The organism is Aphanothece stagnina RSMan2012 (genome assembly GCF_046764815.1).
In the GTDB taxonomy this organism is placed as follows: domain Bacteria; phylum Cyanobacteriota; class Cyanobacteriia; order PCC-6307; family Cyanobiaceae; genus NIES-981.
Genome location: NZ_JBKOUC010000013.1, coordinates 14,458 through 41,423, shown reverse-complemented (window position 1 = coordinate 41,423; position 26,966 = coordinate 14,458). Strand labels below are relative to the sequence as shown.

The following is a 26,966-nucleotide window of genomic DNA, read 5'->3' as shown; positions in this document are numbered from 1 at the left end:
GGTTCAGAGCAGTCCCAGGGCATGGAGCGGTCCCCGTCCACTGAGCAGTTCCAGCAGGAAAGCGGAAAAGCCCACCATCGCCAAGCGGCCGTTCCACACTTCCGAGCTGTTGTTCCATCCCCAGGCCCACTTGTCCTGGGGGTAGAGCTTGACCTTGGTGGAGAGGGCGGCGGCCTGGTCGAGGTTGACCTCCGGGCCCTCGAGGGCGTGCTGGACGAGATCGGCCAGACCGCTGATGAAGGTGGGGGTGGTGTCGAGGGCCGGCACGCGGCGGAAGTTGGTGATGCCGGACTCGGTGGCGATCTCCCGGTACTCGATGTCGATTTCCTCGAGCGTCTCGATGTGTTCGCTCACGAAGCTGATCGGCACGACCACCAGATCCTTCACACCCTGGCCGCCGAGCTCGTGGAGGGCGTCGTCGGTGTAGGGCTTCAGCCATTCGACCGGGCCGACCCTGCTCTGGTAGGCCAGGGTGAACGGATTGCGATGGCCCAGGTCGCGTTCCAGCCTCTCCATGATCAGCTGCGCGCAGGCCTCGATCTCCTGCTGGTAGGGATCGCCGGCTTCCTCCACATAGCTCTTGGGCACCCCGTGGGCACTGAAGAACACATGGGCGGTGGCGGGCTCGGGACAGGCCTGGATTTCGCGGGCAATCAGCTCGGCCATGGCGCCGATGTAGCCGGGGTCGTCGTAGTAGCTGCGGATGCAGCGGATCGGCAGGTGCGCGAAGCCGGGATCGGTCTGGCGCAGACGCTGGAGTTCGCGGAAGCTCGAGCCGCTGGTGCTGATCGAGAAGTGGGGGTAGAGAGGAAGCACCACCACCTCCTCGATGCCATCGGCCTTGATGTCGGCGACTGCCGACTCGGTGAAGGGGTGCCAGTAGCGCATGGCCACGTAGCTGGTGGCCTCGATGCCCCGTTGGCGGAGGGTGCTCTGCAGTTCCCTGGCCTGCTGTTCGGTGATGCGGCGCAGCGGTGAGCCCCCGCCGATCGAGCGGTAGGCCTCCTGGGACTTCCCGGCCCGGAGGCTGCTGATCAACCACGCCAGCGGCTTCTGGAGGGCGGGGTTGGGCAGACGGATGATCTCCGGATCGGAAAACAGGTTGTACAGGAACGGCCCGACGTCCTGGATCCGCTCGGGGCCCCCGAGGTTCAGCAACAGCACGCCAACCTTGGCCATGCCCCGAGTCCCGTCCGGCGTACAGGCGGTGAGCGTAACGCTGCCGCCGGGCTCTGGCGGTGTGCGGCGGCGATCGATAGGGTCTGGCGCAGTCGGTCGCCCGGCCATTTCTCCCCCTGCCGCCACGCTGGATGGTGCCTCCGCCCCTGCGGAGGCTGTCACGGCTGCTGCGGACGCGGCCTCTGTCCCGTCCGGCGGACGCGTGGACCGGCTGATCGCCGACCACAATGCCCGGCTGGCCATCGCAGGCATCCGTCTGCGACTGGAGCGTCGCGGTGGCCGGCTCGGGCTGCGCGGCCCCCTGCCCTGCCGGCAGGGAACGGCGCGGCGCCCGGTGCAGCGCATCAGCCTGGCCCTGCCGGCCAACGAGGCCGGGGTGTGGGAGGCGCTCGGGCGGTTGCGGGAGGTTCAGCGCCAGCTCGAGCTCGATGGCTTCGACTGGCGCCACTGGAGCAGTCCATCGTCTGCGGCGCCGCTGCCGGATCGGCCCGCTCCCGGTCCCGGCAGCGGTGAGCGCAGGGCCGCCCCGCTGCAGAGCTTCGAGGACGCCTTCTTCGCCGATCCCCGTCGTCGCCGCAACCCCGCCGGGGCGCGCAGCACCTGGACCGCCGCCTACCGCCCCTATCTGCGGCGCCTGGAACAGCAGGGGGCGGCCCTGGGGGTGCCGGTCGGCCAGGAGCTGCTGCGGCGCACCCTGGAGAGCTACGAGCCCGGCAGCCGCAGCCGGCTGCAGTGCGGCACCGCCCTGGCGGCCCTGGCCCGCCACCTGCAGCTGGAGCTCCCCGCGGACTGGGGGGACCATGCCGGCGGCTACGGCCTGCACACCGCCCGCTTCCGCCAGCTCCCCAGCGACGAGCTGATCCTGCGGCTGGTGGAGCAGGTGCCCAATCCCGCCTGGCGGCTGGCCTATGGCCTGATGGCCACCTACGGCCTGCGCAACCATGAAATCTTCTTCACGGATCTCACGGCCCTGGCTCCCGGGGGGGATCGCGTGATCCGGGTGCTGCCCACCAGCAAGACCGGTGAGCACCAGGTGTGGCCCTTCCAGCCGGACTGGGTCGACCGTTTCGGGCTTGAACGGCTGGGGATGGGCGGTCATGGGGCCGTCCTGGCTGCCCTGCCGCCGGTGTGCACGGATCTGCGCCGCACCACCCTCCAGCAGGTCGGCCGCCGCGTGGCCGAGCAGTTCCGCCGCTACGGGCTGCCGATCACCCCCTACGACCTCCGCCATGCCTGGGCTGTGCGCACCATCCACATCGGACTGCCCGACACCGTGGCGGCGCGGATGATGGGCCACTCCGTGGCGATTCACACCCGCACCTACCACCACTGGATCACCCGCCGCGATCAGCAGCAGGCCGTCGATGCGGCCCTCTCCCGCCACGGCCGCAGCGCCCAGGCCGCCTGAGGGGGCGGACGGTTGGCCAGAGTGGGGGATCCGCCCTGTCAGGACCGACCTGCCGTGAGCTTCCTGTGATGACCACACCCACGACCGAGGCCATGACTGAGGCCATCACTGAGGCCTCGACTCAGGCCATGAGCGAGGCCGGCTCGGACTCGCCCCTGGATCAGATCGCCCAGGAGCTCGGCCCGGGAGGTGATCTGGCTCCGGAACGCGATCAGGAGGCCTACCGGCGGCGCATGGCCCGACGCCAGGAGGTGCAGCGCCAGCGGGTGGCCGAACGGAACCTCGAGAAGGGTCTGGTGCTCGTCTTCACCGGCGAGGGCAAGGGCAAGACCACGGCGGCCCTGGGCCTGGTGCTGCGCACCCTCGGCCACGGGGAACGGGTGGCCGTGGTGCAGTTCATCAAGGGGGGCTGGCAACCCGGTGAGGCCCGGGCCCTGGAGCTGTTCGGCGAGGCACTCCACTGGCATGCCCTCGGGGAGGGCTTCACCTGGGAGACCCAGGACCGGGATCGGGACCGCCAGCTGGTGCAGCAGGCCTGGGAACGCTCACGGCAGTACCTGGCGGATCCTGGTCGCCGCCTCGTGGTGCTGGATGAGGTGAACGTGGCGCTGAAGCTCGGCTACCTGGCGGTGGAGCAGGTGCTGGAGGGTCTGGCCCTGCGTCCGCCCCTGACCCATGTGGCCCTGACGGGCCGGGGCGCACCCGCGTCCCTTCTGGAACGGGCGGATCTGGTGACCGAGATGAAGCTGCTGCGCCATCCCTTCCGCGAGCAGGGCGTGAAGGCCCAGCCCGGAATCGAATACTGAGCAGGCGGGCTCAGCCCTTCCCGGGCCCCAGGTCCTCCTGAAGCAGGCCGAGGCCACTGATCAGCACGGACAGCCCACTGACGAGCAGGGCCCGATGCACGGCGGGCTCTCTCCAGATTCCCTGCTCGCCGCTGGCCCGCTCCAGGGCGGAGAGCGTGAGGCTGGCCATCACCCGGCACGACCGCACGCTGGGTGGCAGGGGTTCGGGGGCCATGGACGCTCCGCTTTGGGCTAATCAAGCGCCCGGGCCGCGGCACGGCAAGGCGCTGGTGCGCCCACGGCGACATGGGCCCCCCGCTGAATGGCCCACACCCACACCGAAGGGCCCCACGCTGAGATGGCAGCAAGCAGCCATTGCTGAGCCAATGCCGACCCATTCCTGAGCCATTGCTACGGTGCGGCAAATCCGTGGCGGCAATGGGTTATCAGCGCGTGCTCCTCAAGCTCAGCGGCGAGGCGCTGATGGGTGAGCAGGGCTACGGCATCGATCCGGCCATCGTCCAGGCGATCGCCTCGGATGTGGCGGCCTGCGTCGCCGACGGCACCCAGCTGGCGATCGTCGTCGGGGGCGGCAACATCTTCCGGGGCCTGAAGGGCAGCGCCGCCGGGATGGACCGGGCCACGGCCGACTACGTCGGCATGCTCGCAACGGTGATGAATGCGATCACGCTCCAGGATGGACTCGAGCGGGCGGGGGTGCCCACCCGGGTGCAGAGCGCCATCTCCATGCAGGAGGTGGCCGAGCCCTACATCCGCCGCAAGGCCATCCGCCACATGGAGAAGGGACGGGTGGTGATCTTCGCGGCCGGCACCGGCAACCCCTTCTTCACCACCGACACCACCGCGGCGCTGCGGGCCGCCGAGATCGGTGCCGATGTGGTCTTCAAGGCCACCAAGGTCGATGGCGTCTACGACAAGGATCCCGCCAAGCATCCCGATGCCCGGCGCTACGAGAGCCTCTCGTTCCTCGAGGTGCTCAGCAGCGAACTGGAGGTGATGGACGGCGCCGCGATCGCCCTCTGCAAGGACAATGCGATTCCGATCGTGGTGTTTGATCTGTTCGGTCCCGGCAACATCGGCCGGGCCGTCGCGGGTGAGCCGATCGGCACCCGCATCCACCCCGCCTGAGCCCCCGTTCCGGAGCACCCGCCATGGATCTCGATGCCATCATGCGCAAGTCGGTGGAAGCCGCCCTGCGCAACTTCAACACCATCCGCACCGGGCGGGCCAACCCCTCCCTGCTGGACAAGATCAGCGTCGAGTACTACGGCGCCGAGACGCCGCTGAAATCCCTCGCCAGCCTGTCCACCCCCGATTCCCAGACCATCCAGATCCAGCCCTTCGACACCGGGGCGGTGGCGCTGATCGAGAAGGCCATCGCCATGAGTGATCTCGGCCTCACCTGCAACAACGACGGCCGGCTGATCCGGATCAACATCCCCCCGCTCACCGAGGACCGGCGCAAGGAGCTCTGCAAGATCGCCGCCAAGTACGCCGAGGAGGGCAAGGTGGCGCTGCGCAACAACCGCCGCGACGGCATCGACCGGATCAAGAAGCAGGAGAAGGACGGCGAGCTCTCGGAAGACCAGAGCCGCGACGAGCAGGAGAAGGTCCAGAAACTCACCGACCGCTTCATCGCCGAACTGGAGAAGCATCTGGCTGAGAAGGAAGCCGAGATCCTCAAGGTGTGAGGGCAGGGGTGTGACCGGCCCGGGCGGCAGCCGCGCCGAGGTGATCGTGGTGGGAGCGGGCGCGGCCGGGGCCGCCGCGGCGTTCCATCTCGCCAGCCGGGGCCGCGACGTTCTTCTGCTCGATGGCGCGACGTTCCCGCGCGCCAAGCCCTGCGGCGGGGGGATGGCCGCCTCGGTGCAGCAGCTGTTCCCGTTCGATCTGCGACCGGCCGTCGACACGGTGATCCGGCGCGTGTGCTTCACCTGGGCGCTGGAGGATCCGGTGCAGGCGGAGCTTCCGGGCGATGCCCCTTTCTGGATCGTGCGGCGTTCCCTTCTCGACAGCTTTCTGAGCGAGCAGGCCGTGGCTGCTGGCGCCCGCTTCCATCCCCGCACCTGGGTTGAGCGGATCGCCCGCCGGGAGCGCAGCTGGGTCGTGGCGATCCGCGCCCCTGACGGGGCGACGGCCAACCTGGAATCCGTCGCCGTGGTGGTGGCCGACGGCTCGGAGTCGCGGCTGGCGGGCCCCCTGGGGCTGGGGCCGCGGCAGCCGCGCTACGCCTCCACCGTGTCGGTGGAAGTGGATGGCCCGGTGGAGGATCCCGCCGCCGCCCGGTTTGATTTCGGCCTGGTGCGCCATGGGTTCTGCTGGGCCTTCCCCCGCCATGGCGGCTACAGCATCGGTCTGGGCACCTTCATCGGCCGGGAGGACCTGGCGGCCGAGGCCGTGCTGGCGAGGCTGCTGCCCAGCCTGGGTTTCCCCGCCGAGGCGGGGTTGCGCACCACCGGTCGGCTGCGGATCTGGGATGGCCACCACCCCCTGCATGGCGACGGTCTGGTGCTCGCCGGCGATGCGGCCTCCCTGTGCGATCCCTTCCTGGCGGAGGGGCTCAGACCGGCCCTGCTGAGTGGCTGCCGCGCCGCCACCGCCGTGGACCACTGGCTCTCCGGCGAGGCCCTGGCCCTGGAGGGCTACACGGCCACGATGCGCCAGGAATGGGGTGAGTCCATGGCCTGGGGACGGCGGATGGCCCAGGTCTTCTACCGGCTGCCGAAGGTGGGGTACCAGCTGGGCGTCAAGCGGCCGACGGCCCCGCGCCGGATCGCCCAGATCCTCTCCGGCGAGATGGGCTATGGCGACATCGCCCAGCGGGTGATCCGCCGGCTGCTGTTCCAGCGGGGCTGACGCTCCCCGCCGCCTCAGGCGCTCAGATCCGGGTGCAGTCCTTGAGGTGGCGCAGCCGTTGGTCGATCGACCCCAGCAATTCGATGGCGAACATCGGCGATTCCTGGACGGCGAACAGGAACTTCTCCCGGTTCATCACCAGCAGGCGGCAGCGGCTGAGGGCACGGGCATCGCCGTAGCGCCGGTGCTCGCTGGTGACGAGAGCCCCGGCTCCGAACACGTCGCCGGCATTGATCTGCTCATGGCCCTGGTCACCGTTCCAGCTGAGTTCCACCTGGCCCTCGAGCAGGCCGAACATGCAGGCACCGGGTTCGCCCGAGCGGAAGATCAGCTCGCCCGCCTCGACCGTGATCACCTCGCCGGTGCTGGCCAGGGCACGCATGGTGTCAAGGGCGTTCACGGAGGCGCAGAGGGGAGTCGGAGCGACCAGTCTGCAGCAGGGGAGGAGAGGCCCCGAAGGGGGCCGTGGGGGCTTCAGCGGCTGGCGAGGGCCAGGGCTGCCCCGAGGCCACCCCGCACATCCTCGGGGGCCAGCCGTCCATCCTTGTCGGTGTCGAGCGCATCGAACACCGCATCACTGCCGAGCCACTCCTCGCGGGTGATGCAGCCATCGCCATCGAGGTCGTTGAGCAGAAAGATCTCGTGCACGGCATGGCCGAAGGCGGCCCCGCCCTCCAGTTCGGCCAGGCGATGGGCCAGCTGGGCCTCCAGGGTCTCGATGGCCTTGCAGAAGCCGCGGATGCCCTCATCCAGCTTCTCGGTGGCCATCGCATCCTCGGCCAGCATGGCGCGGAAGTGCGGCTCGTCCAGATGGAGCTGCTCCCGGGTGGGGGCGGGGTCGAAGGGATTGAGGCGGCGCTCCAGTGTCCCTTCGCTGCTGCGCAGCTGCTCGAGCAAGGCTGGGGAGATCGTCAGCAGATCACATCCCGCCAGTTCGATGATCTCCTCGGCGTTGCGGAAGCTGGCCCCCATCACCTCGGTTTTGTAGCCGTAGGTCTTGTAGTAGTTGAAGATCTCGGTGACGGAGACCACGCCCGGATCCTCCGGCCCGGGATAGCTGTCGCGCCCGGTGCTCTTCTTGTACCAGTCGAGGATGCGCCCCACGAACGGCGAGATCAGCGTCACGCCGGCCTCGGCGCAGGCCACGGCCTGGACGAAGGAGAAGAGCAGGGTGAGGTTGCAGTGGATGCCTTCCTTCTCCAGGGCCTCGGCGGCCCGGATGCCCTCCCAGGTGGAGGCCACCTTGATCAGCACCCGATCCCTGCCGATGCCGGCCTGGCTGTAGAGCTCGATCAGGCGCCGGGCCTTGGCGATCGTGGCCTCGGTGTCATAGCTGAGCCTGGCGTCCACCTCCGTGGAGACCCGGCCGGGCACGATCTTGAGGATCTCCTTGCCGAAGGTGACGCAGATTTCGTCGAGGGCCTCCCGCACCACCGCATCGGCGCCGGCCTCCTCCCCCATCACCTGCCGCGATTCCCGCAGGGAGCGATCGATCAGCTCCTGGTAGGTGGGGATCTGGGCCGCCGCCAGGATCAACGAGGGGTTGGTGGTGGCATCCTGCGGCGTGAACTGCCGGATGGCATCGATGTCGCCGGTGTCGGCCACGACCACGGTCATGGCGGCCAGTTGGTCGAGAAGATTGGCCATTGCTGGCGATGGTCCCGTGATGGACGCAGGCTAGCCAGCCTGCGGGATCTGCCCCGCGGCCCCTGACGCTCCTTGCGTGAATGGCAACAGAGCGGAGCCGCTGCAGGCGGGGCTGGAGAACCAGCTGCGGCTTCCGGCGAGGCTTCTGTCGCCCCTCTCAGTCGGTCGCCGGAGGAGCCGCCTTGGCCTGGCTGGTCATGGCCGCCTTCGGGTCGGAGGGAGGCAGTTCTTCCAGCACCACCAGGGCATCGATGATCTGGCGTGCCACAGGAGCCGCGACCGTGGAGCCATAGGTGTTGCCTCCCTTGGGTTCGTCGACCACCACCAGGACGACATAGCGCGGATCGTCGATCGGCAGATGTCCCACGAAGCTGGTGATCAGGGCCCCCGGGATGTAGACCCCCCGCTCCGCTTTCTGGGCCGTCCCGGTCTTGCCGCCGATCCGGTAGCCGGGGATGCGGATCCCCAGACTGGCGCTGTTGGCCACGACGCTCTCCATCCAGCCCATCACGATCCGGGTCACCTTCGGATCGAGCACCTGCAGGCCACCCGCCGCGGGCGTCGGTGCGAGGGCATCTCCCGAGCGCAGTCCCCGGGTGATGTGGGGGCTCACCAGCCGCCCGCCGTTGGCCAGCATCGCGTGAAGCTGGAGCAGCTTCAGGGGTGTCAGCGAAAAGCCCTGGCCGAAGGCCGCCACGGCGGGTTCGATCGGATGGCTGATGAACGTCTTGCGGTCCTTGAGTTCACCGGCGACCGCTCCCGGCAGGTCGGTGTCCGGCCGTTCATCGATGCCGATGGTGCTCAGCCACTGCCAGAACCGCTCCCGCTTCACCTGGGACATGGCCTTCACCATGGCGACGTTGCTGGAGGCCTGGAGCACCGTGGGGAAGTCGATCAGGCCGTTGCCCTGGCGGTCGTGGTTGAAGATCGGCCAGCCGCCGATGGTCAGCGAGCCGGGATCGTTCACCTTGCCGTCGGGCTGGATGGCCTTCTCCTGCAGGGCCAGGGCCAGGTTGATCGGCTTGAACGTCGAGCCGGGTTCGTAGAGATCCTGCACCGACCATTCGCGGAAGAGGCCTGGCTTGAAGTTCCAGAACCGGTTCGGGTCGTAGGTGGGCACCGAGGCCAGGGCGAGCATCTCCCCGTTGCGCACGTCCATCACCAGGGCTGCGCCCCGTTTGGCGTTCCACTTCTTCACCTGTTTGAACAGCGCCTGCTGGGCCACCTGCTGCAGGCGGGCATCCAGGGTGAGCTGCAGCCGCAGATCGTCGCCGTAGAGGGACCCCGCGGCGATTCCCTCGGGCAGCGGGGTGCCGTCTGCACCACGGCGCATGCTGAGGGTGGTTTCGTGGCGCTTCAGATCACTGTCGCGGCTCTGCTCGAGACCGGCCTGGGGCACGCGCTCCAGGTTCAGGAAGCCCACCACGTTGGCGAACAGGCTGCCCTGGGGATAGACCCGCTGGGGATAGGCCTCCAGGTCGAGTCCGCTGATGTTGAGACGGCGGATGCGGTCGGCGGTCTCGGGGTCGATGTCGGTGCGCAGCTTCACGCCACTGCGGCGGCCCGCCATCGTTTGCAGCAGGGTTTCCCGCGGCTGGGCCAGCACCGTGGCCAGCCGGTCGGCGACCTCGGCGTTCGTGCGCAGCTTCTGGGGGTCATCGCCGGGGAAGTTGAAGTAGCGGGGGTGGGCCCAGAGGGTGAACCGCTCCTCGTCCAGGGCCACCAGGCGGCCGTTGCGATCGACGATGGTGCGGCGTTTGCCGATCGGCGCGACGGCCTGGGTCTGGATCGCCCGTGCCCGACTCTGCAGATTGCGGCTGTCGACCACCTGCAGCCAGCCCAGCCGCAGGGCCAGCCCCAGCAGTCCGGCAGACAGCAACCCGTAGACGAGCAGCAGCCGGTGGGTCGGCAGGGGTTGGAAGGTGACCACCCGCTCCCTGCGGGTGGAGCGGACGGGACGGGAGGAGCCGGGCGGGTGGGGACGGTGGGGAGGGGCTTGGGCCATCGAAGGGCGACCGGGCAGGGAGGGGGGAGCGGGAGGTCGTGCCTGTGGCGGGGTGTGGAGCCTGGAGGGGCTCGGGAGGCCCGACTTCAGTAGCCCGCTGGAATCTGCCTGATCCTGAGGCTCTCGAGCAGGGCACCGGCCTGCTGGGCGGGCCTGGGCTGCGGTGCCCGCAGATGGATCAGCTTTTCGCTGCTGGTCGGCACCACCCAACCCGGCTTGCGGACCGCCTGGAGATGGTGCTGCTCCAGCAGCGCGGCTGACTCCTGCATCCGGTGTTCCAGCACCTGGGAGGCTTCGAGGGCATGGAAGCTCCTGCCCCAGTGGTTCTGCCAGTGGAGGGTGAGGGCACTGAGCGCCAGCATGCAGACCCCGAGACCGGCCAGGGTGCCGTCGGCGGCGCGGTGCAGCCCGGCGAGCCAGGGAGCGCGACGCTCCACCGCGCGAGCGGAGAGGGAGCCGTTGATCAGCTGCAGCGGCTTGCTCTCAAGGGCGCCGCGACCCTCCTGGGACAGCAGCACCCTGCCTTCACTGTGGAGGACCTGCTGGAGGACCTGCTGGGTGGAAGCCTGCCGAGGCGAGAACGAGGCGACCACGGTCGGAGCCGAACACTGCGCAAGTGAACCACCCCGCCCGCTGGACAGCAAGGCTTTGTGGGCCACTCAGCCAGCCAGCAGCAACAGGTTGGTGAAGGTGAGGCCATTCCAGAGGGCATGCATCAGCACGCAGCTGCCCAGCCGGCCTCCCTGCAGCCGCAGCCAGCCCAGTCCGAGACCGAGCACCACCAGGGGCGCCAGTTCCCCGATGCTCAGGTGGGCCACCCCGAAGATCACGGCGCTCACCACCACCGCCACTCCGCCGCCCCAGCTCCGCCCGAGCACCGGCAGCAGCACGCCCCGGAACAGGGTCTCCTCGAACAGCGGTGCCAGCACCACGGCGGTGATGGCGAAACAGGCCAGGGCCAGGGGCTGGTTGGTGGTGAGCACCAGCTCGAGCAGGGGATTGCTGCCACCCTGATCCCCCAGCAGGTGCTCCGTCAGCCAGCCGACCAGCGCCACCAGCGGCAGCACCATCAGCACCTGTGCCAGTCCCCGCAGCACGGTGCTGGGCAGCGGGCGCCAGCGCCACTGCAGCCATCCTCCTTCGGGACGGCAGGGCTCCAGGGGGCGCAACTGGGCCCAGAGGATGGCCAGGGGGGCGGCCATCAGCCCCAGGTAGAGCACCAGGATCAGCACCCCCTGCTGCAGGGCGGGATCGCCGTCGAGCGCCCGCAGCAGCGGCTGAACGGCGGGAGCGAGCACCAGGGGCACCCCCAGCTCGCCGATCACCACGAAGCCACCGGCGATCAGCAGCGTGACATCCACCGGATCGAGGCTCGGACCCACCAGGGGCTGGGCCGCCGGGGCCCTGCCGCGCAACCGCAGCACACCCTCCCGCAGCAGCAGCCCGGCGCCGGCGAGCAGCAGCAGTCCCGGGGCCCAGCTCACCCCCACGAGGCGCCAGAGCGCCTGTTCCGCCTGCTGCCGATCGGTGCAGCGCTCCGGAGTGGTGCTCAGCGCCTCGCAGACCAGCCGCTCGCTGAGGGGGCTGAGGCTCCAGGGGCTGCTGAGCAGCTCGCGCTCCGCCGCCGGCAGCGGCGCACCCTCCTCGAGGGCGACCACCAGCGGCCGCTGGTCCGGTGGAATCTGCCCGAGCAGCCGCTCCCGCAGCCTGCGGGCCTCGGCCGCCCCCTCGCTGCGGGCCTCCAGCAGTCCCAGCTGGAGCAGGGTCTCCGGCTCCCCGGGCCCCGCCGAGTCCTCCAGCCGGCTGCGCAGATCCTCGCGCAGATCGTCCAGGGGATCCCCGCCGATCAGCGGCTCCTGGAGCGCCGGCGGGAGGGCCGGTTCGGCCAGCGCGGCCAGTTCCAGCTGGCGCTGGTTCAGCACATTGCCGACGGTGGGCTCCTCGAAGCTCTGCAGCAGGCCGTTCACCCAGAGCAGGCCACTGAGCACCAGGCTGAGCATGGCCAGGAGGGTCTTCCAGCCGGGGCTTCCGGGGCCTCGTGGTGACAAGCGCGTCTCCCGCGGTGAGGTGATCCGCCCGATTCTCCCCCTGCAGGGCGGCGGCAGGGGCTCAGGCGCAGAGCCGTGCCAGCGGCCATGGCTGCCCCCAGGTCGCTTCGACGTGCTCCCATACGATGTGGCCGAGCAGCCAGAGGTCCGTGGCCCTTCGGATTGTGTTGGTCCGTCACGGGCTGAGCAGCTTCAATGTCGAGCACCGCATCCAGGGGCGTGATGACCTCTCGGAGCTCACGGCCGAGGGGGAGCGCCAGGCCCTGGCGGCGGGGGAGGCCCTGGCCGACGTGCCCTTCAGCGGGGTCTACAGCTCACCGCTGCGCCGGGCCGCCGACACGGCCCGGCTGATGCTCCAGACCCACGGCCAGGGGCTCGAGGCCAGCCTGGACGACGATCTGATGGAGATCGATCTGGCCCCCTGGAGCGGCCTGTTGCGGCGTGAACTGCGGGAGCGCTTCCCCGAGCAGGAGCAGCGGTGGCGGGAAGCCCCCCAGGAGCTGGTGCTCGAGCGCGCCGACGGCAGCAGCTACCGCCCCCTGCCCGAGCTGATGGTGCAGGCGGATCGCTTCTGCCGGCGGCTGATCGAACGGCATGGCGCAGCCCTCGGGGAGGACGGCCCCGGCGGTGATCCCGCCAGCGTTCTGGTGGTGGCCCACAACGCCATCCTGCGCTGCCTGGTGCTCAGCCTGCTCGGCCTGGAGGCCTCCGGGTTTCGCCGGCTGCGGATCGACAACGGCTCCATCTCGGTGCTCAATCTCAGGGCCGGCGAGCGGCAGCGGCCGGACGTTCAGCTCGAATCGCTGAACAGTTCAGCCCACCTCGGCGATCCGCTTCCGCCCAAGGGGGCCTGTCCCCGCCTGCTGCTGGTGCGGCATGGCGAAACCGACTGGAACCGCCAGGGACGGTTTCAGGGGCAGATCGACATTCCCCTCAATGCCAATGGCCATGCCCAGGCCGAAGCGGCGGGTGCGTTTCTGGCTTCGGTGGCGATCCAGCGGGCCTACACCAGCGCCATGGCCCGTCCCCGCCAGACGGCCGAGGCGATCCTCGCCTCCCATCCGGGGGTGCCCCTGACCAGCACCACCGGCCTGGTCGAGATCGGCCATGGCCTCTGGGAGGGGCGGCTGGAAGGGGAGATCGCCGAGGGCTGGTCCCAGCTGCTGGCCGACTGGAAGCGGGCTCCGGAAACGGTGCAGATGCCCCAGGGCGAGACGATTCACGACGTCTGGCAGCGTTCCCTCAGCACCTGGCAGCGGATCGCCGCGAGCCTCTCCGCCGACGAGACCGCGCTGGTGGTCGCCCACGATGCCGTCAACAAGACCATTCTGTGCGCGCTGCTCGGCCTCACCCCTGCCGACATCTGGATGATCAAGCAGGGCAACGGCGGGGTCACCGTGGTGGACTACCCCAATGGACCTGCCGGAACCCCGGTGGTGGCGGCGATGAACCTGACGGCCCATCTCGGCGGTGTGCTCGACCGCACCGCTGCGGGAGCCCTCTAGGTGGCGGCGGGGCCCCTCTGGCTGCACCGGGTCCAGATCCTGGTGGGTCCGGATCAGGAACCGGTCCGCGCTGGCGATGCCCTCATCGGTGCGGACGGGGTGTTGGAGGCGCTGGGGGCCGAGGCGGTGGCCCGGGCGCGCCAGCTTGACCTGGCACCCACCGAGGCGGGCCCCTGGCTGCTGGCGCCGGTGCTGGTCGATCCCCACAGTGTGCTGGAGGAGCCATGGGCTGGGCCAGCCGAGACCCTGTCGAGCCTGGCGGCGGCCGCCGCCGCCGGGGGCTACGGCACCGTTGCCCTGCTGCCCTGGGCCCGGCCATGGCGGGACCGGCCCGAGCGGCTGGGGCTGCGCTGGGACCCGCCCCTGGAGCTGCGGCTGTGGGGCAGCTTCAGTCGGGATGGCGCCGACGCCGATCTGGCTTGCCACGCCGAACAGATCGAGGCCGGCGCGGTGGGTCTCGCCGCGGCGGCGGAGTGCCCGCCCTGGCCGCTGCTGGAGCGGGGTCTGCTCCTGGCCGAGGCGGGCGACGCCCCGGTCCTGGTGGCGCCCCGTCTCGCCGCCCTCACCAGTGGAGGCTTCGTGCGCGAGGGCGTGGAGAGCCTCAGGGCCGGCTGGCCCCCCGATCCGGTCCACAGCGAGCTTCTGCCGCTCCAGGCTCTGCTCAGCCTTGCCCAGGGCCCTGCAACCCGTTCCCTGGTTTTGATGAATCTCTCCACGGCCGCCGCCGTCGAGGCCCTGGCCGGTTCGCCGCGCCCCCCGGCCGCCACGGTGTGCTGGTGGCACCTGGTGGCGGACAGCGCCTCCCTGGCGCCCACGGCCGAGGGATGGCGGCTGGAACCCTCCCTGGGCACCCCCCGGGATCGTCAGGCCCTGATCGATGCCCTTGCCGCCGGGCTGCTCCAGGGGGTGGCGGTCCACCACCAGCCCCTGGACGCGGAGGAACGGCTGCTGCCGCTGGATCAGCGCCGCCCCGGCGTCGCGGGCCACGGCGGCCGCCATGGCCTGGTCCTGCCCAGCCTCTGGCAGGAGCTGGTCGCCCTCCGAGGCTGGACCCCAGGCCAGCTCTGGCAGGTGCTCAGCTGGGGGCCTTCACGTCTGCTGCGGCAGGAGCCCGAGCAGCTCTCCGTGGGCAGCCGCCGCTGGCTGCTCTTCGATCCCTGGGCCGAGCAGGGCCCGGGAGCGGGCAACGCTGGGACCGGTGGCGGTCCCTCCCTGGCGGCCAATCAGCCGCTGCTGGATCGGCCTCCGCGGGGCATGGTGCGCGCCACGGGCCTCAGGGTTGCCGATCAGTGGCGCCTGGAGCCTCTGCCGCCGGCAGCAGACTCCCCGCCTGCTTGAGGGGATAGAAGCGGAAGAAGGCCCGGCCGATGATCTCCCGGGTGGGCAGGAACGCACCCCCCGGCCAGAAGCGTCCGTCCCAGCTGTTGGCCCGGTTGTCCCCCAGGGTCAGCACATGACCGGCCGGCACGACCGCGTTGATCGTGCGGCAGGGACCCATGCCCTGGCTGTCGACCGGGCAGTAGTTCCGCACGTAGGGCTCGGTGAGCTTCACGCCGTCGATGAAGACCTGGCCCATCGGGTTGACCGTGACCTGGTCACCCGGCAGGGCCACGACCCGCTTGATGTAGGCGTCGCAGGCGGGGTTGGCCAGGCCCGGCAGGGATCCCAGGAAGGGGATGTTGACCATCAGGCAGCGCAGGGGGTTGCGGTCCGTGCCGCTCGCCAGCACCGGGTCGAAGTGGTGGGGCGAGTGGAACACCACGATCTCGCCACGCTGGGGGGCGCGGGTGCGGTAGGTGAGCTTCTCCACCAGCAGCCGGTCCTGGATCTGGAGACCCGGCAGCATCGACCCTGAGGGGATGTAGCGGGCCTCCACGAGGAACTGGCGGATCCCCAGGGCCACCGCCAGGGTCATCAGCACACTGCGCCAGAACAGCCAGGGGCTGTCGCTGTGGCCGGTGGGGGGCCGGCTGCCGGAGGAGGGGGCTGGTCCGGCGGTGTCCACCTCCCTGTTCTGCTCGCTCAACTCCAGGACTCTCCGCTGCGGCATGACGGCTCGGCCACGGCAGATTAGGCACGCCCGAACCCCCGATCGGCTGATGGCCCGCCCGCGATGGCAGCGCGCTTCCACCGTTGACGGGGGGCGCTGGGGGCTGGCCTGGGACCGTTTCGTGGCGCTCTGGGCCACGCTCAACCTCCTCTGGGTGGCCTTCGACATCACGTATGTGCCGCTGCGGACCTTCTGGCTGCAGCGCAACCTCTACCCGATCCCCTCGGTGCCCCTGGTGGTGCCGCTCACCCTCCTGCCGGACATCACCCCCTGGGTGGATCCGATCAAGGGCATCGAGCCCCATCGCCAGACCCAGGCCTACCGCGACCACTTCGAGCGGGTGGACCGGGCCCTGCAGAGCCTGCCGGCCGGCGCCCGGCCCGATGCCACCCAGCGCTCCCTGCTGGACACGCAGGTGGAACTCACGGCGCGGATGATCGATGAGAATCCCTTTCTGGCGTCAGGGAAGTCCGGCACCCTCGAGAAGATCAAGAACCGGCTCGAGAAGCGTGCCGGTCTGGATTCGGGCAAGGACTCCACGGCCCGGCTGCTCAGTGACCCCTGGCTGGCCGACCATCCCTGGTCCGAGGAGCGCCGCTTCTGGACGGAGCAGGTGCTGCCGCTGGTGGAGACGAACTACTGGCGCTCCATCGATGAGAACGGTCGACCCACCGACCACTTCTGGCGGATCGATCTGCTGCTGTTCCAGAGCGTCTTCGCCCTCGACATCCTGCTCCGGGTGGTGCGGATGAAGCGGCGTCTGCCGCGGCTGAGCTGGCGGGATGCCCTGCTGCGCCGTTGGATCGACCTGCCCCTGCTGCTGCCCTTCTGGCGCTGGCTGCGCCTGCTGCCCGTGGTGGAGCGGCTGCAGACGTCCGGCCTGGTGAACCTCGAGCCCCTGCGGGCCGTGGTGAGCCGCGGCGTGGTGGCCCTGCTGGCGGTGGAGCTGTTCGAGGTGCTGGCCCTGCAGCTGCTCGACGGCATTCAGGGGTTGATCCGCTCGCGGCAGTGGCCCCAGCGGATCCGGGCGCTGCGCAGCCACCAGAGCGTGGCCAGCAGCCGCGATGAGCGGGAACTGGCCGAACTGGTGCGGATCTGGGGGCCGCTCCTGCTCAGCCAGGTGGCCCCTCGCCTGGCACCCGAACTGCAGGGGGTGCTGGGGTACACCCTGCGGCAGAGCCTTGACCGCACCGTCGTTCCCCCTCCCCTGCGCCAGCTCCAGCCCCTCCTGCAGGTGGAAACCGGGCTGAGCCGCCAGCTGGCCGCGGGCATGGTCGACAGCCTGCTGGATCTGGCCCGCACCACGGGGAATCGCCTGGCCCAGCGGGATGATCTGCAGGTGGAGCTGCTGCAGCGCTGCATCGACCGCTTCTGGGAGGAGCTTGCCCTGGCTCTGGAGCAGGGCCCGGGGCTCGAGCGCTCCCAGGAGCTGCTCTGCTTGCTGCTGGAGCAGCTGAAGGGCTCCTACCTCAGCCAGATCAGCCGGGCCGGCATCGATGCCCTGATCCGTGAGCTCGATGAGCTGATGGTCGCGGGAGCGGCTGGGGAGACCTCCGGCAGTCCCTCACGACCTTCGCCGGGCTCCCCTTCCCCGGGTTCCGGGGGCGGATTCACGGTGCCAGCAGGGCCTCCTGCCACTCCTCCGGTTTGAAGCCGGTCAGGATCCTGCCATCGTCGCTGATCAGGAACGGCCGCTTGATCAGCTTGCCGTCTGCGGCGAGGGCAGCCAGGGCCTGACCATCGTCCATGGCCTGCACGGCGGCGGAGCCGAGGGCGCGGTAGCTCTGGCCACTGGTGTTGAACAGTCGCTTGCGCCCCAGCTGTTCAAGGGCCTGGCCCAGTTCCTCCAGGGTCGGAGGCTGACGGGTGATGTCGATGGGATCGACGCTGATCGCCCTGTCCCGCAGCCAGGCGAGGGCCTTGCGGCAGGTTCCGCAGGCTGGGTAGCTGTAGAGCTTCATGGCGCCGCGCAGCGGCCGGGCAGCCCCGGCCCAAAGGCCTCCTGCTCAGCGGCCGACGAGGGCCTTCAGGGCTCCCACCAGGCTGTTGGAGCCCTTGCCGACGGCCTCGGCGGGGCGGGTGCGCACGGTGACATCGCCATTGACGCTGGTGCGGCAGCTCAGGCGGTAGTTCGCGGGACGATCGGCCAGGTACACCTCCTCGACATCGCTGCGGGGGGAGAGGTTCTGCATGCCTTCGACCACCTCCATCACGCAAGTGCCGCACTGGCCCAGGCCACCGCAGTTGTTGACGTTGTTGAGGCCCTTGTAGGGGTTGATCCCGGCGTCCAGAGCCGCCTTGCGGAGGTTTGCCCCCTCGATGCAACCGACCTGCTGGCCTTCCTGTTCAAAACGGATGGTGGGCACGGCCGATCAAGGGTGAAACGCGCCCGCAAACTTAAGGCCCCCGGGGTCCCCCTGCCTAGCATCGATGCAGTTGTTCCGAGTTCTTGGCCGTTCCCCAGGGTTACGACCTGACCGTGCAGCAGCTGATTCCGGGTTACGCCAGCCTGGCTCGGCTCTCGGTGGCCCTCCTGGCCGCCTCACCGCTTGCCTCCCGGCCGGGGGCGGCCGTTCTGGTCGCCGGTTGCGGCACCGGAGCGGACCTGGTCGAGGCCCGGGCCCAGCGCCCCGACTGGCAGGTGACCGCCATCGACCCCTCTGCCGAGATGCTCGCCGCTGCCCAGCAGCGGCTCGGACCCGCGGACATCGTCTGGCGCCAGGCCCGGGTGGAGGAACTCGAGGCCGAGGCCTGCTTCGCGGGGGCCCTCTCGGTGCTGGTGCTCCAGTCGTTGCCCGATGACGGCACCAAGCTCGCCTTCCTGAGCGCCCTGGCCCGCAGCCTGGAGCCCGGCGGCCAGCTGGTGCTGGTGGACCTGATGGCCCCCGAGCGCTCACCGCTGCAGCCCCAGGTGGCGGAGGCCTGGCTGGGATTCCAGCGGGCCAGCGGCCTGCTCGCCCGCGACGAGGACCTCCTCGCCCTGACCCAGGGCCTGCATCCGATCGGTGAGGCGCGCCTCACCGCCCTGGTCAACGCCGCTGGATTCTCCGACCCGGCCCGGGTGTTCCAGGCTCTGGGCTACGAGGGATTCCTGCTGCAGCGTGCCCGCTGACCACCCGTGCCCCCTGACCGCAAGTGCCCCCTGACCGCAGCCGAGTCAGGTGCCTGCCGTCGCTGAACCCTTCGTGGCGGCGCTAATGCAGTGCTCCAGCAGGGCGGGCACGGCGTCCGCATCCAGCCATCCGGAAATCCTGGTCACCCGTCCCTCCATGTTCTTGTAGGTGCGGAAGAACTCCGCCACCTCTTCGAGGGTGTTCGGAGCGATCTGCCGGATGGAGTGGATGTCCCGATGGCGAAATCCAGCTTCGGGCACGCACAGCAGCTTGCCGTCGTGGGCACCGGAGTCGACCATGTCGAGGATGCCGATCGGCCGCGCCCGGATCAGACAGCCGGCGAAGGTCGGCTCCTCCATGATCACCATGGCGTCGAGGGGGGCGCCGTCGTCGGCGAGGGTGTTGGGGACGAAGCCGTAGTCGAACGGGTAGCGCACGGAGGAATGCAGCACCCGATCGAGAACCATCAGCCCGGCGGCCTGGTTGTACTCGTACTTGTTACGGCTGCCTGCCGGGATTTCCACCACCAGGTTCACCAGCCCGGGCGCTGGGGATGCCGGCAGGTGGCGCAGATCCATGGAGGGTCGGAGGGCCTTCTGTGGGTGGGCGGCCCGCCACCACCGTGGCCAGGGGCACCACGGCTGTGATCAGGGCGATCAGGGTTCCGAACAGAAAGGCGAGGGGTTCGGGGCCCGGACTGTGGGGATCGTCGCCGGCCTCGTTGCCCGAGGACTGCAGTGCCGCCAAGCCTTCGGCTTCCCCAGAGCGGGCGGGGGCGAAAGGACCTGGCGATGGGCTCGAAAGTTGCGTGTGGGTCATGGGTGCGGCCCTTGGGGCATCGCGTGCTCCAGGCCTTGAGCCCAGGAGATGTCGACGCAGGCCGTAACCGGTTCAACAGGAGATGGCGCGATTATGCCACCGATGGGCGCAGAAGTGGCGGCCGATCCGCAGGCGGATGGATCGGAAGGGCGTGACCGCGAAGGGCGATGGGTTCAGGTCGCGGCCAGCGATCAGGCGGCAGGGCGTGCGCCCAGCGATCAGGCGGCAGGGCGGGCCTGTTGGTCAAACCGGTTGGCCAGCGCCGGGGGTGTGGAGAGTCCCCCGGCCGGGGCCTCATCGAGGCGATCGAGCCGATGCCGAATGGCCTGCAATTCCTCGAGGATCGCGCTCAGCAGCTGGTGGGTGGCGGTGGAGGGGGAGTTGAGCACCTCCACCGTGACTTCCTTGATGCGCAGAACGTCCCGGGCGAAACGGGCCACCTCGTGGGGGTGGAAAAGCAGGGGATCCTTCTGGTCGCTGCGGTACTCGGGATTGAGTTTGCGCGGGTTGAAGGGCGGGTTGAGATTGCGGGGGTCGGTGTTGGTGTAGCGGTACACCGAAGCCCGGGAACGGTTCAGGGCCTTCTGAACCTCGTCGATGCCGATCAGGGCGTCGGCGGCGCCGTCGCCGCCGCCGCGGGTCTCCGGGGCGCCCGCCAGGGAACCGGGATCGATGGTCAATCCTTCAGCTGTCCCCAAGGTGTTGACATCGCCTTGGTTGGGAAGCATGAGACGCGCTTTGGACTGACTGGATTTGTTCGCGGACACTAGCAGAGGTCTCGGGCGCCGGATGTGGTCCTCGTTACGTCTGCAGCGCCGGCTGTGGCGCTGGCGAAGGCCTTGTTTCGGCCCTGCCGGATCGGGCCCCTGAAGGAGGGGTGATAGTTTCCGCCAACCCTGAAGTTGCTTTCCATGCGCGTCTCCCGCCTGATGCTGGTGACGCTGCGGGATGATCCCGCCGAAGCCGAGATTCCTTCCCATCGGCTGTTGCTCCGCGCCGGTTACATCCGCCGCTTGGGCAGTGGCATCTATGCCTACCTGCCGCTGCTCTGGCGTGTCCTGCAGAAGATTTCCGCCATCGTGCGCGAGGAGCTCGACGCCACCGGGGCCCTCGAAACCCTGCTCCCCCAGCTGCAACCCGCCGAGCTCTGGCAGCGCAGTGGGCGGTGGGCCGGCTACACCCAGGGCGAGGGGATCATGTTTCACCTCGTGGATCGTCAGGGCAGGGAGCTTGGGCTGGGGCCGACCCATGAGGAGGTGATCACCGCCCTGGCCGCCGACCTGTTGGTCTCCTACCGGCAGCTTCCGGTGAATCTGTACCAGATCCAGACCAAGTTCCGCGATGAGATCCGACCCAGGTTCGGCCTGATGCGCGGCAGGGAGTTCATCATGAAGGATGGTTATTCCTTCCATGCCGATGAGGCCTCCCTTGGCGCGACCTACGCCGCCATGGATCTGGCCTACCGGCGCATCTTTGCCCGCTGCGGGGTGAACGCCGTGGCCGTGGAGGCCGACAGTGGCGCCATCGGTGGATCGGCCAGTCAGGAGTTCATGGTGACGGCCGATGCGGGTGAGGATCTCATCCTCAGCAGTGCGGATGGCCGCTACGCCGCCAACCAGGAGCGGGCGGTCTCCCTGCCGGTCGAGGCCCAACCCCTGCCGGGTGGCCCCAGGCTGGATGGTCGGGGTGAACCGCTCGCGACGCCCTCCCAGACGACCGTCGAGGAGCTCTGCCAGGCCCATGGCTTCCATCCCAGTCAGATCCTCAAGGTGCTGCTGCTGCTGGCCCGCTTCGAGGACGGGGCCCAGCAGCCCCTGCTGGTGAGCCTGCGGGGCGATCAGCAGCTCAACGAGGTCAAACTCGCCAACGCGGTGACGGAGCGCTGCTCCGCCGAGCACGGCACGCTGCTGGAGATTGCACCGCTCACGGCCGAGGCCGTCGGGGCTGAGGGCCTGCGCCCCATCCCCTTCGGCTACCTCGGCCCGGACCTTGCCGATGGGGTGCTGGACGGGGCCCGGCGCTGGATCCCGAACTTCCTGCGGCTGGCCGATGCCACCGCGGCCGATCTGGACGCGTTCATCTGCGGGGCCAACCAGGTCGACACCCACCGCAGCGGCGCCAGCTGGGGCGCGCTGGGACCCTGTCCGGGCAGCCTGGATCTGCGGGCGGCCCAGCCGGGCGATCGCTGTCTCCACGATGCCGGCCAGCGGCTGGCCGCGACCCGCGGCATCGAGGTGGGCCACATCTTCCAGCTGGGCCGCAAGTACTCCACGGCCATGGACGCCACCTTCACGACGGAAGACGGCGTGGAGCAGCCCCTCTGGATGGGCTGCTACGGCATCGGTGTCTCGCGGCTTGCCCAGGCGGCGGTCGAGCAGCACCACGACGCCCAGGGCATCTGCTGGCCCACGGCGATCGCCCCCTACGAGGTGATCATCGTGGCGGCGAACGTGGCGGAGGAGACCCAGCGGCTGCTGGCCGAGCGGCTCTACGGGGATCTCCAGGAGGCCGGCCTGGCCGTGCTGCTGGACGACCGCAGCGAGCGGGCCGGGGTGAAGTTCAAGGATGCCGACCTGATCGGCATCCCCTGGAGGGTCGTGGTCGGCCGGGGGGCCGCGGAGGGCCGACTGGAACTGGTCCAGCGGGCCGGAGGCGACCGCAGGGAGCTGTCCCAGGACGCGCTGCTGCAGACCCTGGTACCCACGGTGCTGCGGGAACGCGGGGGCCTGCAGCCGCTGCCGGGATCACCCTTGCCCTGAGGGGAGGTCCTTAGGATCGGCGCACTTGCACAGCGGCCATGGTTGGCGCCCTCTCGACCCAGGTCCGCCGATGGCTGCAGGCTTGCGGCCGGGCCCTCCGGGCCGGTCGGCGTTCCGTCCTGGCGCTCTGCCTGACGGGCTGCCTGCTGCTGACCGCCTGCGGCAGCGTCGATGGCAGTCTTTCCGGCAACTATGTCGACGACACGGTCGCCGTGGCGGATGCCCTGATCGCCACGGTCGGGATGGGCGCGGACGACGCCGGACGCTCCGAGGCCGAAACCGAGGCGCGCCAGCTGATCAACGCCTACATGGCCCGCTACAGGCCCCGCCAGTCCGTGAATGGGCTGGCCTCCTTCACCACCATGCAGACGGCCCTGAACTCCCTGGCCGGCCACTACGCGAACTACCCCAACCGTCCGGTGCCGGATGCCCTGCGGGATCGGGTCACCAAGGAACTGCAGAAGGCCGAGCGCGGCGTGGTCCGCGGGGCCTGATCCGCGGGGCGTGATTTTGACGAAGGGGACCTCCATCTGAGAGTCTCTGTGGTTGTGCTGTGAAGCGGCTCCGGGCCGCTGTGTCCTTGGCCAACGTTGTCGTCATCGGTGCGCAGTGGGGTGACGAGGGGAAGGGCAAGATCACCGATCTCCTCAGCCGCTCCGCCGATGTGGTGGTGCGTTATCAGGGCGGTGTCAACGCCGGGCACACCATCGTCGTGGACGACAAGGTGCTCAAGCTGCACCTCATCCCCTCCGGGATCCTCTACCCCGACACGGTCTGCCTGATCGGGTCGGGCACCGTGGTCGATCCCCGCGTGATGCTGGAGGAGCTCGACATGCTGGCCACCTTCGGCATTGACGTCTCGGGCCTGCGGCTGGCCTCCACGGCCCACGTGACCATGCCCTACCACCGCTTGCTGGACCAGGCGATGGAACAGCGGCGTGGTGACCGTCGCATCGGCACGACGGGACGGGGGATCGGGCCCACCTACGCCGACAAGTCGGAGCGCAACGGCATCCGCATCATCGACATCCTCGAGGAGGCCCGCCTGCGGGACCGGCTGGCGGGCCCACTGGCTGAAAAGAACGAGATCCTCGAGAAGCTCTACGGCATCGCCCCCCTCGACTTCGAGGCCGTGGTCCAGGAGTACCTCGGCTACGGCCAGCGTCTGGCTCCCCATGTGGTGGACTGCACCCGCACCATCCACCAGGCCGCACGCGCCCGCCAGAACATCCTGTTCGAGGGAGCCCAGGGAACCCTGCTGGACCTCGACCACGGCACCTACCCCTACGTCACCTCCTCCAATCCCGTCAGTGGCGGCGCCTGCATCGGTGCCGGCGTCGGCCCCACCCTGATCGACCGGGTGATCGGCGTCGCCAAGGCCTACACCACCCGGGTCGGTGAGGGGCCCTTCCCGACCGAGCTGCAGGGCAGCCTCAACGACCACCTCTGCGACCGGGGAGGCGAATACGGCACCACCACCGGTCGGCGCCGGCGCTGCGGCTGGTTCGACGGGGTGATCGGCCGCTACGCCGTCGAGGTGAACGGCCTCGACTGCCTGGCCATCACCAAGCTCGACGTGCTCGACGAGCTCGACGCCATCCAGGTGTGCGTGGCCTATGAGCTTGACGGCGAGCGCATCGAGCACTTCCCCAGCAGTGCCGAAGTGTTCGCCCGCTGCAAGCCGGTGTTCGAGACCCTGCCCGGCTGGCAGACATCCACGGCCGAATGCCGCACGCTGGAGGATCTGCCGGCCACGGCGATGAGTTACCTGCGCTTCCTGGCCGAACTGATGGAGGTGCCGATCGCCATCGTCTCGCTGGGGGCAGACCGGGACCAGACGATCGTGGTGGAGGACCCCATCCACGGACCGAAGCGGGCCCTGCTCAGTGTCTGACCTGCTCAGTGTCTGAGCGGTGCTGCCCTCCCGATCCGCCGCGTCGACCCTCCCCGATCCTTCATGACCCCCAAAACCCTTGATGTCGTCGGCATCGGCAACGCCATCGTCGATGTCCTCGTGCAGGCGGACGACCGCTTCCTCGGTGACCACGGTCTGACCAAGGGCACCATGGCGCTCGTCGACGAGGCCCAGGCCGACCGTCTCTACGGCAGTGTCGGTCCCGGGCTGGAGACCTCCGGCGGCTCCGCGGCCAACACCCTGGCGGGCATCGCCCAGCTGGGTGGCCGGGCCGGCTTCATCGGCCGGGTGCGGGACGATCAGCTCGGCCGGATCTTCAGCCATGACATCCGTTCGGTCGGGGCGCGGTACGAGACCCCTGCCGCCACCAGCGGGCCCTCGACGGCCCGTTGCCTGATCCTGGTGACGCCCGATGCCCAGCGCACCATGTGCACCTATCTGGGTGCCTCGGTCGCCCTGGACCCTGCCGACCTGGATCTGGCCATGGTGGCCCAGGCCAAGGTGCTCTACCTCGAGGGCTACCTGTGGGACAGCGAGGCGGCCAAGCGCGCCTTCATCGCCGCGGCGGAGGTGGCTCGCTCCCATGGCGGCCAGGTGGCCCTGAGTCTCTCCGATGCCTTCTGCGTCGAACGGCACCGGGACAGCTTCCAGGAGCTGGTCGACGGCCATGTGGACATCCTCTTCGCCAACGAGATGGAGATCACGGCGCTCTACAGGGCCAACAGCTTCGAGGCGGCGGTCGAGGAGGTGCGCGGCCGCTGTGCCGTGGCGGCCCTGACCCGCAGCGAGCAGGGCTCCCTGGTCCTCAGCGGCGAGCACAGCCACGCGATCGCGCCGTACCGGCTCGGGCCCCTGGTCGACACCACCGGCGCCGGTGATCTCTATGCGGCGGGCTTCCTGCACGGCTTCGCCCAGGGATGGGATCCGGCCCGCTGTGGACGCCTCGGCTCCCTCTGTGCCGGCCAGGTGGTCACCCAGCTGGGTCCGCGGCCCCAGGTCGACCTCGGCGAGCTGGTGGCCACGCACCTGCCCTCCTGAGTCCGGCTCACCGGCATCCCGGATCGCCCGAACACCGCAAGAGGGCAACACCGAATCACCGAATTACCGAATCACCGAAGGTCGCTGCTGCACTCCGCGTTCCCTGGGCCGCAGGCCGTCAGCCACGCCCCGTAACCGCGGCTGCAGCTGGCCTCCCAGTGGATCCACTCGGGGGTGTCGTAGCTGTGCAGTCGGTGCACGAGGGCTTCGAGTTCCTGCAGCTGCTCCGGCCGGCTCTTGATCAGCAGCTGCACTTCGTGCCCAGTGACCAGTTCCCCCTGCCAGTGGTAGAGCGACTGCAGCGGCGTGAGGGCGACACAGGCCGCCAGCCGGGCCTCCAGCACCGCCCTGGCCAGGGTTTCGGCCTGCTCCTGGCCTGCCTCGGTGGTGATCGCCAGCAGCAGGGTCATGCGGTTCCGGGCGCCCTCAGCCATCCTGCCCCGCGGCTCCCGTTCCCCCGGGACCGGGCCAGGCCGCCAGCCGGGCCAGCAGAGCCTGCTGATCCAGTCCCTGGACGCCTGTCGGGTCCGGCGGCCGGCGCAGCAGCAGCAGGCGGCACCCTTGCCGGAGGGCCAGGTGACGCCACAGGGCTTCGGGAGGCCCGCCCGACTGCCGCGCCAGGATCAGCGTGATGCCCCAGCGCTTCAGCAGGGCCTCCTCGACGGCCCCCCCGGCCGTCGGCCGCAGGCAGGCCACCCGCTCCGCCGCCAGCCCCGCCGCCATGGCCTGCTGGAGCGCTGCGGCGCTGGGCAGCAGGCGGGCATGGTGGAGGGCCCCCGGGCTGCAGGCCACCGCATCGGCCAGCCGGCGGGCGCCGATCGCCAGCAGGATCCGCTCACCCCGCAGCGGGACCCGGCGCAGGGCGTCGAGGTCGGGCAGCAGGGGCACCGGGCTCGCCGCGCCGTCGTCGGCCAGATGCGGACGCTCCAGCCGCAGCAGCGGCAGCCCCTGGGCGCCGCAGCCGGTTACCAGGGCCTGCCGGATGGAGAGGGCAAACGGATGGGTCCCATCCACCACCAGCGTGAACGGGGCACCGTGCCGCTCGGCCTGCAGCAGCTCCCGCTGCAGGCCTGGGGCCCCGTCGAGGGCTCCGGTGCACAGCTCGACCCCTGCCAGATGGTCATAGGCCCGGCCCGCCGCCGGGGTCACGACGCTCACCCGCACCCGCCAGCCGAGCGCCAGCAGGGCCTCGGCCAGGCGCGGGCCCTCGCCGGTACCGGCGAACAGCCACAGCCGCCGGCGGGGCTGGTGTGCGCTGCCCTGGTGCATCAGGATGGGCTCACCCAAGGGTTGCCGGAGCGTGAATCACTGTCTGCTGGAAGTCGATGTGCTGGAGGCCCCCCAGGTGCGCTACACCCAGGACAACCAGACTCCTGTGGCGGAGATGGCGGTCCAGCTCGATGGCCTGCGGCCGGATGACCCGCCGGGCCAGCTGAAGGTGGTGGGCTGGGGCAATCTGGCCCAGGATCTGCAGAACCGGGTCCAGGTGGGGCAGCGCCTGATGATCGAGGGCCGGCTGCGCATGAACACCGTCACCCGGCCCGATGGGGTGAAGGAGAAGCGCGCCGAGTTCACCCTCTCCAGGCTCCACCCCCTCGTCGCTGGATCAGCTCCCTCCATGGCGCCCTCCATGGCGCCCCCCCCGGCGACCCGCTCCGTGCCCCCCGTCGCCAGCCCGGCGCCGGCCTCCGGGCGCCCGGCCCCTCGGCCGGTGCCGCGGGCGGCGGCGGCGGCGGAGGCGGAGCCCCCCACCTGGAATGCCTCGCCCCTGGTGCCCGATCTCCCCGAAACCGACGACGAGATTCCCTTCTGAGGCCG

General features: G+C 70.0%; 28 protein-coding genes. 14 read left to right on the top strand and 14 right to left on the bottom strand.

From position 1 onward, the window contains the following. Positions 1 to 3 precede the first annotated feature (3 nt). A complete protein-coding gene (gene hemH / locus ACLNEE_RS10055) occupies positions 4 to 1,179 on the bottom strand; it encodes a ferrochelatase (protein WP_411424414.1) in 1,176 nt (391 codons plus the stop codon). Between the two features lie 202 nt (positions 1,180 to 1,381). On the opposite strand from hemH, the gene ACLNEE_RS10050 reads away from it, so the two are divergent. After that, positions 1,382 to 2,587 carry a site-specific integrase gene (locus tag ACLNEE_RS10050; protein ID WP_412007046.1) on the top strand — a complete coding sequence of 402 codons (1,206 nt, stop codon included), beginning with the start codon at positions 1,382 to 1,384 and terminating at the stop codon, positions 2,585 to 2,587. Positions 2,588 to 2,655: 68 nt separating this feature from the next. Further along, positions 2,656 to 3,393: a cob(I)yrinic acid a,c-diamide adenosyltransferase gene (gene cobO / locus ACLNEE_RS10045; protein WP_411424412.1), complete on the top strand. Its 738-nt coding sequence runs from the start codon at positions 2,656 to 2,658 to the stop codon at positions 3,391 to 3,393. A 10-nt stretch (positions 3,394 to 3,403) separates the two neighbouring features. On the opposite strand, the gene ACLNEE_RS10040 is transcribed toward cobO, so the two are convergent. Continuing rightward, positions 3,404 to 3,607, bottom strand: a complete 204-nt coding sequence (locus tag ACLNEE_RS10040; protein ID WP_411424411.1) for a hypothetical protein — start codon at positions 3,605 to 3,607, stop codon at positions 3,404 to 3,406. Between the two features lie 203 nt (positions 3,608 to 3,810). Here ACLNEE_RS10040 and pyrH point away from each other — a divergent pair, with 203 nt between their 5' ends. From pyrH to ACLNEE_RS10025, 3 genes are read left to right on the top strand one after another with little or no spacing between them, the layout of a single operon-like run. Next, complete coding sequence (pyrH, locus tag ACLNEE_RS10035; RefSeq protein WP_411424410.1) at positions 3,811 to 4,521, top strand: UMP kinase; 711 nt, start codon at positions 3,811 to 3,813, stop codon at positions 4,519 to 4,521. A gap of 23 nt (positions 4,522 to 4,544) precedes the next feature. Next, positions 4,545 to 5,084, top strand: coding sequence for a ribosome recycling factor (frr, locus tag ACLNEE_RS10030; protein WP_411424409.1), 540 nt, complete (start codon positions 4,545 to 4,547; stop codon positions 5,082 to 5,084). 10 nt (positions 5,085 to 5,094) lie between these two features. Beyond that, positions 5,095 to 6,249: an NAD(P)/FAD-dependent oxidoreductase gene (locus ACLNEE_RS10025; RefSeq protein ID WP_411424408.1), complete on the top strand. Its 1,155-nt coding sequence runs from the start codon at positions 5,095 to 5,097 to the stop codon at positions 6,247 to 6,249. A 22-nt stretch (positions 6,250 to 6,271) separates the two neighbouring features. Here ACLNEE_RS10025 and ACLNEE_RS10020 read toward each other — a convergent pair whose 3' ends face one another. From ACLNEE_RS10020 to ACLNEE_RS10000, 5 genes are all read right to left on the bottom strand, one after another. Beyond that, a complete protein-coding gene (locus tag ACLNEE_RS10020; RefSeq protein ID WP_412007045.1) occupies positions 6,272 to 6,649 on the bottom strand; it encodes a Crp/Fnr family transcriptional regulator in 378 nt (125 codons plus the stop codon). A gap of 74 nt (positions 6,650 to 6,723) precedes the next feature. After that, on the bottom strand, positions 6,724 to 7,896 hold the full coding sequence (locus tag ACLNEE_RS10015; protein WP_411424406.1) for a transaldolase: 1,173 nt from the start codon (positions 7,894 to 7,896) through the stop codon (positions 6,724 to 6,726). Between the two features lie 157 nt (positions 7,897 to 8,053). Continuing rightward, positions 8,054 to 9,901, bottom strand: coding sequence for a peptidoglycan D,D-transpeptidase FtsI family protein (locus ACLNEE_RS10010; protein WP_411424405.1), 1,848 nt, complete (start codon positions 9,899 to 9,901; stop codon positions 8,054 to 8,056). 86 nt (positions 9,902 to 9,987) lie between these two features. After that, positions 9,988 to 10,419 carry a hypothetical protein gene (locus tag ACLNEE_RS10005; RefSeq protein WP_412007044.1) on the bottom strand — a complete coding sequence of 144 codons (432 nt, stop codon included), beginning with the start codon at positions 10,417 to 10,419 and terminating at the stop codon, positions 9,988 to 9,990. Between the two features lie 141 nt (positions 10,420 to 10,560). Further along, positions 10,561 to 11,949, bottom strand: coding sequence for a CPBP family intramembrane glutamic endopeptidase (locus ACLNEE_RS10000; protein WP_411422691.1), 1,389 nt, complete (start codon positions 11,947 to 11,949; stop codon positions 10,561 to 10,563). A 149-nt stretch (positions 11,950 to 12,098) separates the two neighbouring features. Between ACLNEE_RS10000 and ACLNEE_RS09995 the strand changes: the two genes are divergently transcribed. Both ACLNEE_RS09995 and ACLNEE_RS09990 read left to right on the top strand, forming a co-directional pair. Next, positions 12,099 to 13,454 carry a histidine phosphatase family protein gene (locus tag ACLNEE_RS09995; RefSeq protein ID WP_411422690.1) on the top strand — a complete coding sequence of 452 codons (1,356 nt, stop codon included), beginning with the start codon at positions 12,099 to 12,101 and terminating at the stop codon, positions 13,452 to 13,454. Then, on the top strand, positions 13,455 to 14,792 hold the full coding sequence (locus tag ACLNEE_RS09990; RefSeq protein ID WP_411422689.1) for an amidohydrolase family protein: 1,338 nt from the start codon (positions 13,455 to 13,457) through the stop codon (positions 14,790 to 14,792). It begins immediately after the preceding gene. On the opposite strand, the gene lepB is transcribed toward ACLNEE_RS09990, so the two are convergent. Continuing rightward, a complete protein-coding gene (lepB, locus tag ACLNEE_RS09985) occupies positions 14,728 to 15,480 on the bottom strand; it encodes a signal peptidase I (RefSeq protein WP_411422688.1) in 753 nt (250 codons plus the stop codon). The genes ACLNEE_RS09990 and lepB overlap by 65 nt on opposite strands. Before the next feature lie 73 nt (positions 15,481 to 15,553). On the opposite strand from lepB, the gene ACLNEE_RS09980 reads away from it, so the two are divergent. After that, positions 15,554 to 17,155, top strand: a complete 1,602-nt coding sequence (locus ACLNEE_RS09980) for a hypothetical protein (protein ID WP_412007043.1) — start codon at positions 15,554 to 15,556, stop codon at positions 17,153 to 17,155. Here the strand turns inward: ACLNEE_RS09980 and ACLNEE_RS09975 are convergent. Then, entirely contained in the window at positions 17,115 to 17,465 is a 351-nt protein-coding gene (locus tag ACLNEE_RS09975) for an arsenate reductase family protein (protein ID WP_411422686.1), read from the bottom strand. The genes ACLNEE_RS09980 and ACLNEE_RS09975 overlap by 41 nt on opposite strands. A 45-nt stretch (positions 17,466 to 17,510) precedes the next feature. Next, positions 17,511 to 17,870, bottom strand: coding sequence for a 2Fe-2S iron-sulfur cluster-binding protein (locus ACLNEE_RS09970; protein WP_411422685.1), 360 nt, complete (start codon positions 17,868 to 17,870; stop codon positions 17,511 to 17,513). 83 nt (positions 17,871 to 17,953) lie between these two features. Between ACLNEE_RS09970 and ACLNEE_RS09965 the strand changes: the two genes are divergently transcribed. Further along, entirely contained in the window at positions 17,954 to 18,616 is a 663-nt protein-coding gene (locus ACLNEE_RS09965) for a class I SAM-dependent methyltransferase (RefSeq protein WP_411422684.1), read from the top strand. Positions 18,617 to 18,661: 45 nt separating this feature from the next. On the opposite strand, the gene ACLNEE_RS09960 is transcribed toward ACLNEE_RS09965, so the two are convergent. Continuing rightward, complete coding sequence (locus ACLNEE_RS09960) at positions 18,662 to 19,195, bottom strand: inorganic diphosphatase (protein ID WP_411422683.1); 534 nt, start codon at positions 19,193 to 19,195, stop codon at positions 18,662 to 18,664. Positions 19,196 to 19,654: 459 nt separating this feature from the next. Beyond that, complete coding sequence (locus tag ACLNEE_RS09955) at positions 19,655 to 20,116, bottom strand: hypothetical protein (protein ID WP_412007042.1); 462 nt, start codon at positions 20,114 to 20,116, stop codon at positions 19,655 to 19,657. A 231-nt stretch (positions 20,117 to 20,347) separates the two neighbouring features. Here ACLNEE_RS09955 and ACLNEE_RS09950 point away from each other — a divergent pair, with 231 nt between their 5' ends. From ACLNEE_RS09950 to ACLNEE_RS09935, 4 genes are all read left to right on the top strand, one after another. After that, positions 20,348 to 22,195: a proline--tRNA ligase gene (locus ACLNEE_RS09950; protein WP_411422680.1), complete on the top strand. Its 1,848-nt coding sequence runs from the start codon at positions 20,348 to 20,350 to the stop codon at positions 22,193 to 22,195. Positions 22,196 to 22,233: 38 nt separating this feature from the next. After that, positions 22,234 to 22,689: a photosystem II protein Psb27 gene (gene psb27 / locus ACLNEE_RS09945; protein ID WP_411422679.1), complete on the top strand. Its 456-nt coding sequence runs from the start codon at positions 22,234 to 22,236 to the stop codon at positions 22,687 to 22,689. A gap of 86 nt (positions 22,690 to 22,775) precedes the next feature. Then, entirely contained in the window at positions 22,776 to 24,089 is a 1,314-nt protein-coding gene (locus tag ACLNEE_RS09940; RefSeq protein WP_411422678.1) for an adenylosuccinate synthase, read from the top strand. Between the two features lie 63 nt (positions 24,090 to 24,152). After that, entirely contained in the window at positions 24,153 to 25,148 is a 996-nt protein-coding gene (locus tag ACLNEE_RS09935) for an adenosine kinase (RefSeq protein ID WP_411422677.1), read from the top strand. Between the two features lie 71 nt (positions 25,149 to 25,219). Here ACLNEE_RS09935 and cutA read toward each other — a convergent pair whose 3' ends face one another. Both cutA and ACLNEE_RS09925 read right to left on the bottom strand, forming a co-directional pair. After that, a complete protein-coding gene (gene cutA, locus ACLNEE_RS09930) occupies positions 25,220 to 25,582 on the bottom strand; it encodes a divalent-cation tolerance protein CutA (RefSeq protein ID WP_411422676.1) in 363 nt (120 codons plus the stop codon). Next, positions 25,575 to 26,417 (bottom strand): precorrin-6A/cobalt-precorrin-6A reductase, encoded by an 843-nt coding sequence (locus ACLNEE_RS09925; RefSeq protein WP_412007041.1) that lies wholly within the window; start codon positions 26,415 to 26,417, stop codon positions 25,575 to 25,577. The genes cutA and ACLNEE_RS09925 overlap by 8 nt, the downstream gene beginning before the upstream one ends. Before the next feature lie 31 nt (positions 26,418 to 26,448). Between ACLNEE_RS09925 and ACLNEE_RS09920 the strand changes: the two genes are divergently transcribed. Then, positions 26,449 to 26,961, top strand: coding sequence for a single-stranded DNA-binding protein (locus tag ACLNEE_RS09920; protein WP_411422674.1), 513 nt, complete (start codon positions 26,449 to 26,451; stop codon positions 26,959 to 26,961). Positions 26,962 to 26,966: the final 5 nt, after the last annotated feature.